This is a genomic window from Streptomyces populi, assembly GCF_002911015.1.
Taxonomy (GTDB): domain Bacteria; phylum Actinomycetota; class Actinomycetes; order Streptomycetales; family Streptomycetaceae; genus Streptomyces; species Streptomyces populi.
In genome coordinates this window covers 34,818-43,472 of record NZ_KZ626912.1, presented here as the reverse complement: position 1 = coordinate 43,472, position 8,655 = coordinate 34,818, and the positions used below count along the sequence as shown (strand labels likewise).

Annotated in this window: 7 protein-coding genes; 5 read left to right on the top strand and 2 right to left on the bottom strand. The window is 72.7% G+C overall.

Going from position 1 to position 8,655, the window contains the following annotated elements; all coding sequences use genetic code 11:
* Window positions 1–103: NAD-dependent epimerase/dehydratase family protein (locus tag CW362_RS44850; RefSeq protein ID WP_162684260.1), on the bottom strand; the 103-nt coding region annotated here is incomplete at its 3' end.
* A 169-nt stretch (window positions 104–272) separates the two neighbouring features.
* Between CW362_RS44850 and CW362_RS29380 the strand changes: the two genes are divergently transcribed.
* Complete coding sequence (locus tag CW362_RS29380; protein WP_103552638.1) at window positions 273–707, top strand: hypothetical protein; 435 nt, start codon at window positions 273–275, stop codon at window positions 705–707.
* 102 nt (window positions 708–809) lie between these two features.
* Here the strand turns inward: CW362_RS29380 and CW362_RS29375 are convergent, their stop codons facing one another.
* Window positions 810–1,364: an SH3 domain-containing protein gene (locus CW362_RS29375; protein ID WP_206301087.1), complete on the bottom strand. Its 555-nt coding sequence runs from the start codon at window positions 1,362–1,364 to the stop codon at window positions 810–812.
* Between the two features lie 357 nt (window positions 1,365–1,721).
* Here CW362_RS29375 and CW362_RS29370 point away from each other — a divergent pair, with 357 nt between their 5' ends.
* The 4 genes from CW362_RS29370 to metG all read left to right on the top strand — a co-directional run bounded on the left by CW362_RS29370 (window position 1,722) and on the right by metG (window position 8,566).
* The gene (locus tag CW362_RS29370) at window positions 1,722–2,621 is read left to right on the top strand and encodes a hypothetical protein (protein WP_103552637.1); all 900 of its coding nucleotides are present in this window, start codon (window positions 1,722–1,724) and stop codon (window positions 2,619–2,621) included.
* Between the two features lie 156 nt (window positions 2,622–2,777).
* Window positions 2,778–4,712, top strand: coding sequence for an FUSC family protein (locus CW362_RS29365; RefSeq protein WP_103552636.1), 1,935 nt, complete (start codon window positions 2,778–2,780; stop codon window positions 4,710–4,712).
* A 310-nt stretch (window positions 4,713–5,022) separates the two neighbouring features.
* Entirely contained in the window at window positions 5,023–6,675 is a 1,653-nt protein-coding gene (locus tag CW362_RS29360) for a VWA domain-containing protein (RefSeq protein WP_103552635.1), read from the top strand.
* Window positions 6,676–6,841: 166 nt separating this feature from the next.
* Complete coding sequence (gene metG, locus CW362_RS29355; RefSeq protein WP_103552634.1) at window positions 6,842–8,566, top strand: methionine--tRNA ligase; 1,725 nt, start codon at window positions 6,842–6,844, stop codon at window positions 8,564–8,566.
* Window positions 8,567–8,655: the final 89 nt, after the last annotated feature.

Below are 8,655 nucleotides of genomic sequence, written 5' to 3'. Positions count from 1 at the left end.
GTCCGGACCGGCTGACCGCGACGACCTGGTGTCCGCGCGCCGACGCCTCCGTGGCGATACGGCTGCCGACCATGCCGGTGGCACCGAAGAGTACGAGCTTCATGCACCTCAGCGAAGCACGCGACCATGATCACCGCATCCCGGAGAAGCGGCGCGAAGGGTGCCGTGAGGGGTGCCGCGGAGCGTGCCGTGAGGGGGTGCCGTCCCGACTTGCCAGGGGCCCCGGCGGGGTGTGACCTGGAAGGCGGGGGTGAGCAGAGAGGAGTCCTTCCATGGCTCAAGCCGCACCCGTGTCAGGGACACCACGTACATCCGGATCGACCGACGTCTTCGGGGAACAGACCCACACGATCGCGAAGTGGGCCGTGCCCGTCGCCGGCGGGCTCGTCTACGGCTACTGGGCCGCCGCCATCAACCGGGACGCGGGGGCCATCACGGGCTGGAACGTGCTGTTCGGCTTCGTGTGCGCCATCGCGTTCGCCGCGGCCTACGTGGGTGCCCGGACGGTGGCGCCGCTGATGCGGCGCGAGACGCACGCGCTGGTGTGGGCCGTGTTCGCGGGCTGCGCGTTCGGTTTCCTGTACAGCCAGACCGACGCGACGATCCTGCGGTCCGTGTTCATGTCGCTGCCGGTGGCGGCGGGCGTGTACGCGGTGGCCTTCTACCGCTACTACACGCACGAGGACGCGGAGGGAAAGTCGAGCTGATCCCGTGAGGCGCCGTTCCGCCGTGACCGGCGGAACGGCGCACACGGCACACGAGGCCCCGGCGCGATGCCAGGGCCTCATGCGTCTCCCTCACTCACCTACTCACCTGCCACCTGGGACCCAGTCCCAGGAGTTCGAGGAGGAGCCGGACACGGTCCAGCTCCACGCGCTGGAGACGGTGAAGGTCCAGGAGCCGGAGGCGGTCACGCTCCAGCCGGGGTCGTTCGCCGGGTTGCGCTCGTGGTCCCAGTGCGCGTTGTGCCACGTCCCGTCCTTCTGGTCGGGACACGGGTCCGAACAGCCCGGCACCGACCGGCCGCCGGTGTCGACGAAGGCGGCGCTGGCCCAGGCGTGGGCGCCGACGAGCCAGTACCAGACGCTGGTGCCGAGCACGCTCTGCCCGTTCACCGCGCACTGGACGCGGTCCTGACTGCCTGACGGAAGCGCTCCGACGACGGGCGAGTCCGTGCTGGGCTGCAGCCGCAGGTTCATCTCCCCACGGGAGATGACGGTGCCCCAGACGGGGCTGCCGGAGCCACCGTCACCGGTGTGCGCCGACTCGGTCGCCGCCACGGAGGGACCGGCGGCCACGGCGGTCAGTACACCGCCGCTGAGCAGGGCCGCGGCAAGAGTCCGCAGTGCTGGGGTGGTGCGCATATCGGCCTCCTTCTCCCCAGATCCAGGAAACACCCGTTCGGGTGAGGGCTCCACCCGAGCGGTCAGAACCCTTGGGGTTGTTGGGATGCGCGGGGCCGGCGGCCGGGCCGGGAGGCCCCCGGCGGGCGTGGACGGGAATCTGACGGGGTGGTGACGGGGCCGGACGGCTGCCGACGAGGTCCGGGCGGGGCCGGGACCGGCTTCACGGGACGGGTGGCCGGGGCCGGCTTCACGGGACGGGTGCGGCGGGGCCGGCTTCACGGGACGGGTGCGGCGGCTCCCCGTACGGCTTGTCGTATGCGCCCATTTGCAGTCGGTCCGCTCGCCCGCGGGGGCCGGAAGGTCTTGCCTGGAGTCGTGCCCCCTCGTGTCCGGAGCGCCCTGTCGGCCGTGCTGATCGCGCTCGCCTGCCTCCTCGCGCCGCTCGGCGCGCTGTCGGCGTGGGCGACGTACGGCCTCGGCGACTCCGAACGCTACGAGGCCACCATGGCGCCGCTCGCCGCCGACGACGACGTCCGGGACGCCATCGCGGCCGGCGTCACCGACGACATCCTGCGCGAAGTCCACGTCCGGCCAAGGCTCCAGGGGCCGGTGAACCACTTCGTGCGGGACGCCGTGCGCTCGTTCACCGAGACCGAGGCGTACCGCACGGCGTGGGAGGCCGCCAACCTGGCGGCGCACGAGGCCGTGATGCGGGCGCTGCGCGAGGACCGCGAGGGCGCGGTGACCGTCGATCTCGCGCCGGTCACCGAACAGGTGAAACGCCGTCTCGCCGACGACCACATGCCGTTGGCCGACCGGATCCCGGTCGAGCACACCGAGATCACCGTGCTCGAGGCCGAGGACCTGGCCCGGCTCCGGAAGGGGTTCCACGTGCTCGAAGTCGCCGGATTCTGGCTCCCGTCGGCGTCGGTCGTCTTCGCGGCGACCGGCATCGTCATCGCCGTGCGCCGCCGCCGGGCGGTCCTCGCGACGGGCCTCGGCACCGCGTTGGGCGCCGCGCTGCTCGGTGCCGCGATCACCGTCGGCCGCAGGCTCACCCTCGACGACCTGCCGCCCGACGTGTCCCGCACGGCCGCGGGCGCGGTGTACGACGCCCTCACCGAGACCCTGCGGTTCGTCAGCTGGCTGCTGCTGGCCATGGGTCTGACGGTGTCTCTGGCCGCGGCGCTCGCCCGCGCGTACGCGCGCCGGCGGCGGCCGGCCGAGGCACCCCTACAGGCTCCCTCGGAGCGGTCGACCCACGTGGGCGCCTGACCCCTCCCCGCCGAGCGGGCCTCCCGCCGGCCGGCGGCCGCGGCCACCGCGCCCCCGCCCACCCGCGGTCCCACCCTCCGTCAGCGGGGCCGGCCAGGCCCCTCGTCAGCGGGACCGAGCCGGGACCACCCCCGGGAAAACCGCCATACTCGGTACATGTCCCGCGAGTTCCCCATCGGCCTCACTCCTCCCGACTGGCTGGTCAGGAACCTCCGGCCCCAACGGGCCCCCGTCAACCGGGCCGCGGCCGCCCGCGCCGCCGTCGCCCTGTCGCTCCCCCTCGCCGTGGGCCTCGCCCGCGGACAGCCCGCGTACGGCGCCCTGGCCTCCATGGGCGCGCTGTTCGCGGTCATCAGCGACACCGCGGACGCGTACCGCATGCGGATCCTCAACATCGCCGTCCCGCAGCTCTTCGGCGCGATCGGCATCATGATCGGCGCCGCGGTCTTCGGGCACGGCTGGACCGCCGTCGTGACGGTGACCGTGGTCGCCCTGGTCTCCGGGATGATCTCCTCGATCGGCGCCGTCGCCTCCGTCACCGGACTGCTGCTGCTCATCAACTGCGTGATCGGCGCCGGGCTCCCGCTGCCCGGCGCCTGGTGGCTCGCCCCGCTGCTGATGTCCGGCGGCGGACTCCTCGTCCTCGCGCTGACCCTGCTCGCCTGGCCGCTGCGCTCGGGGGTGCCGGAGCGGTCCTCCGTCGCGGACACCTACCGCACGGTCGCGGACCTGCTCGCCGCCGGCGGCACCGACGACTACGAGCGGCTGCGCCTGACCGTCACGCAGTCCCTGAACGAGTCGTACGACCTCGTCCTCGCCCGGCGCGCGTTCCACCACGGCCGCAGCCCCGACCTCGTCCGGCTGCTCGCCCAGCTGAACGCCGTCACCCCCGTCGTCGAGGCCGCCCCCGCCGCCCACCAGCGGGGCGACCCGCTGCCCGCCGAGATCCCCGCCGCCGTACGCCTGCTCGCCGACACCGTCGAGACCGGCGGCACCGGGCCCCTCGAACTGCGGCTCCCGGACCCGGCCGACGAGACCGGGCGCGCCGTCGACCACGCCCTGCGGCACGCCGCCGCCGTCGTGACGGACCGGTCCCCCGACCCGGGCACCCTCGACGACCGCCTCGGCCGGCCCGCCGCGCTGCGCGTCCGCGCCGCCCGCGCCACCCACGACGTCCTGCTGTCGGCGGCCTCCTGGCGCTACGGCACCCGTCTCGCCCTGTGCATCGGCCTCGGCCAGGTGCTCGTCTCGACCGTCGAGGTGCCGCGCTCGTACTGGGTCGCGCTCACCATCACCTTCGTCATGAAGCCGGACTACGGTTCCGTCTTCTCCCGGGCCCTGCTGCGCGCCCTCGGCACGGTCGCGGGCCTCGTGGTCGCGGCGGCCGTCCTGACCGTGGTCCCGCGCGGCTGGTGGGACGTGCCCGTGCTGATGGTGCTCGGCGCGCTCGTCCCGGCCCTGACCCCGCGCGGCTACGGCTACCAGACCGCCGCCATCACCCCGGTGATCCTGCTGCTGTCCGACATCCTCAACCACCAGGGCACCGGGCTCGTCGTCCCCCGTCTCGTCGACTCCCTCATCGGCTGCGCCATCGCCCTGGTGGCCGGCTACCTCCTGTGGCCGGAGAGCTGGCACGCCAGGGTCGGGGACCGGCTCGCGGACGCGGTCGCCGACACCGCCGACCATGTCGAGCTGGCCTTCGGGGAGGCCGTCGAGCCGGGGGCCCGTGCCCGCAGCAGGCGGCGCCTGTACCGCGACCTCTCCTCCATCCGTACGGAGTTCCAGCGCGCCCTGACCGAGCCGCCGCCGAACGGGCGCCGCGCCGCGGCCTGGATGCCGCTCGTCGTCGCCGTCGAGCGGATCGTGGACGCGACGACCGCCGCCCGGGTCCGGGTCCGGCAGGGGGCGGCCGCGCCCTCCGCCGCGGAGATCTCCACCGTCGCGCGCCAGCTGCGGGAGCTGTCCGAGGGGCTGCGCCGGACGGACGTGCTCTTCGCCGTCCGCACCGACCTCACCGGACCCGCGGACAGCGTCCTCGAACCGGTGCGGCAGGAGGTCGCGGCGGCCAGGGCGATCGCCTCACCTCATTGACACGGGCGGCGTCGGCACCGACGATTCGGCCACGGCCCCGCTCCCCGCTCCCGCGCGGAACGGACGCGCTTTACTCTCCCCTGACAATCTCTTGACACAAGTGTGATGCCGGGGGAAGGTGCGTGGCGGAACTCCTAATTCCGACAAATCCCCGTGATAGGAAAGTGAATCCGTGGGCGCCGTAAGGGGGTTGACCTGACCTTTGTCCGGTCTGCCGCCCCTGCCGAAGATCACCGTCTATGGCCGCTAACCTTACGTGTCCGTCCTGGCCAGGGATTGACGGGATCAACTCACGCGAAGGGTTGCGCACATGGGCATTCTCACTCTCCTGCGGAATGCGTTCGGCCGCTCACGCAAGGGTCGTGACGCGGACGCGGAGACCTCGCGAGAGGCCGCGTCGACCGCGACGGTCCCGGCTCCTGCCGCGGAGCCGACGCTCTCCCCGGAGGCCGAGCCGGCCTCCGCCTCCGCTCCGGAGGCCGAGCCGAAGGTTCCGGCTCCCACCTCCGAGCCCGGGCCCTCCGTGGTCGACGAGCTGGTGTCGGCCGCCTTCGACAACGTGACGGTCCCGAAGCAGGCGCCTCCGGCTGAGCCCACCAGCGAAGAACCCCCGACCACCCCCGAGCCCGCGCCCACCGCCGAGCCGGAGCCCGTTGCCACCGAGGCGGAGGCTGCCGCCGAGGTCGAGGCGGAGCCCGTTGCTGCCGCGGAGCCCGAGCCGGCTGCCGAGGCCGAGCCCGCCGCCGAGCCGGAGCCCGCCGCCGTTGAGGCCGAGCCCGTCACCGCTGCCGCGGCCGAGGCCGAGGCCGAGGCCGAGGCCGAGGCTGTCGCCGAGGTCGAAGCCGCTTCTGAGGTCGAGGCGGAGCCCGAGGCGACCGCCGAGGTCGAGGCCGAGACCGTCGTCGAGGCAGAGCCCGTTGCCGAGGCCGCTCAGGTGGACGAGCCCGCGGTCGCCGACGGCGGCGAGGCCCCCCAGGCGGCACCCGCAGCCGACGACGAAAGCCGCACGGGTGGTGCGGGTGGGAACGACCACGCCGAAGGCGAAGCCGAGGCGGAAGCCGCAGCCGAGGTCGAGGCCGAGCCCGTCGCCGAGGCGGAGCCGGTTGCCGAGGCGGAAGCCGCCACGGAGCCCGAGGCTGAAGCCGCGGTCGAGGCCGAGGCGGAGCCTGAGGCCGAGGCCGAGGTCGAGGCCGAGCCGGTCACCGTGGCCGAGCCGGTCGTGGCCGAGCCGGCCGTGGCGGAGCCGGTCGTGGCGGAGCCGGTCGTGGCGGAGCCGGTCGCCGAGACCCCGGTCACGGGCGACTCCGCCGTACCGCTGAGCCGCGTCAAGGACGAGGCCCCGGCCCTGGTCACGGCGTACCAGGAGGCGGGTACCGCGCTCCAGAAGCGGGACCTCGCCGGCAAGCGCGCCAAGGTCTACCTCGTCCTCGACCGCTCGTCGTCCATGCGCGCCTACTACAAGGACGGCTCCGCCCAGGCCCTGGGCGAGCAGGCCCTCGCCCTCGCCGCCCACCTGGACCCGGAGGCGACCGTCCACGTCGTCTTCTTCTCCACCGAGCTGGACGGCACCGGCGCCCTCACCCTCGCCGAGCACGACAACAAGGTCGACGACCTGCACGCCGGCCTCGGCCGCATGGGCCGTACGAGCTACCACGTCGCCGTGGAGGAGGTCGTCACCCACCACCAGCGGTCGGGCGCGGGCGACCCCGCCCTGGTGATCTTCCAGACGGACGGCGCGCCGGACGCCAAGACCCCCGCCACCCAGTCCCTCACGGACGCGGCGAAGAACCACCCGGGCGTCTTCTTCTCGTTCGTCGCCTTCGGCGAGCACGACAACAAGGCCTTCGACTACCTGCGCAAGCTGAAGACCGGCAACACGGCCTTCTTCCACGCGGGCCCGGCCCCGCGCGAGCTGACGGACGTCGAGGTCTACGACGGCGTGCTGGAGAACTGGCGCCCGTAATCACCCGTCCGGGCAGTACCCAGGGCCGCCCCCTTCCCACGCCTCAAAACGGGAAGCGGGCGGCCCACCCGTGTCGGCTACGATTTCAAGGTTCACCGGCGACGAGACGCCCACCGGAAATCCGACGCGATCGTCGCCCCACGCAGCGACCTGGGAGCAGCCCGCGATGGCTCGACACCTCATCACCAGCGCCCTTCCGTACATCAACGGGATCAAGCACCTGGGCAACATGGTGGGGTCCATGCTCCCGGCGGACGTGTACTCCCGGTACCTCCGCCAGCGCGGCCACGACGTCCTGTACATCTGCGCGACGGACGAGCACGGCACCCCCGCCGAGCTCGCGGCCAAGGAGCGCGGCCTGCCGGTCGACGAGTTCTGCGCCCAGGCGCACGACGCCCAGAAGGCCGTGTACGACGGCTTCGAGCTGGCCTTCGACTACTTCGGCCGCAGCTCCAGCCCGGAGAACCGCGAGATCACGCAGCACTTCGCGCGCCGCCTGAACGAGAACGGCTTCATCGAGGAGCGCGCGATCCGGCAGGTGTACTCGCCCGCCGACGGCCGCTTCCTCCCGGACCGCTACGTCGAGGGCACCTGCCCGCACTGCGGTTACGACAAGGCCCGCGGCGACCAGTGCGAGAACTGCACGCGCGTCCTCGACCCCACGGACCTGATCGACCCGCGTTCGGCGATCTCCGGCTCGACGGACCTGGAGGTCCGCGAGACGAAGCACCTGTTCCTCCTCCAGTCGAGGCTCCAGCACGAGGTCGAGGAGTGGGTGGCCCGGCACGAGTCCGAGTGGCCGCAGCTCGCCTCCTCCATCGCCCGCAAGTGGCTGACCGAGGGCCTGCACGACCGCGCGATCACCCGTGACCTGGACTGGGGCGTCCCCGTCCCGGCCGACACCTGGCCGGAGCTGGCCGCCGAGGGCAAGGTCTTCTACGTCTGGTTCGACGCCCCGATCGAGTACATCGGCGCGACGAAGGAGTGGTCCGACCAGGACACGGACAACCGCGACTGGAAGTCCTGGTGGTACGACGCGGACTCCGGCGAGAACCCGGTCCGCTACACGCAGTTCATGGCGAAGGACAACGTGCCCTTCCACACCGTGATGTTCCCGGCCACCGAGCTGGGCGTGCGCGAGCCGTGGAAGAAGGTCGACTACGTCAAGGCCTTCAACTGGCTGACGTACTACGGCGGGAAGTTCTCCACGTCCCAGAAGCGCGGTGTCTTCACGGACCACGCCCTGGAGATCCTGCCCGCCGACTACTGGCGCTACTTCCTCATCGCCAACGCCCCCGAGTCGGACGACTCGTCGTTCACCTGGGAGCACTTCACGGCCACGGTCAACAAGGACCTGGCCGACACCCTCGGCAACTTCGTCAACCGCGTCCTGTCCTTCTCCAAGAAGCGCTTCGGCGAGGAGGTCCCGGCGGGTTCGGAGGCCGGCGAGGCCGAGGCGAAGCTGGGTGCCGAGATCGCGGGCCTGCTCGCGGAGTACGAGTCCCAGATGGAGGCCCTCCAGTTCCGCAAGGCGGCCGCCGCGCTGCGCGCCCTGTGGTCCGCGGGCAACTCCTACCTGGAGGAGAAGGCCCCCTGGCTGGAGATCAAGACCGACCCCGAGGGCGCGGCGCTGACCCTCCGTACGGCGATGAACCTGATCCACCTGTACTCGGTGGTCTCCGAGCCCTTCATCCCGGCGTCCGCCCGCGCGATGCGCTCGGCCTTCGCCCTCGCGGACGACACGGCGACCTGGGTGAGCGCGGACGAGGCCCGTGCCCTGGCCTTCCTCCCGGCCGGCACCCCCTTCACCGTTCCCCCGGTCCTCTTCGCCAAGATCACGGACGAGGACCTGGAGTCCTACAAGGAGCGCTTCGGCGGCGCGCCGGAGTAACGGCGACCGCTCGACAGGGCCCGGGAACGAACGGTTCCCGGGCCCTTCGCATGCCCCGATCACCCGACCGGCCGGGAAACGAGCCGCTC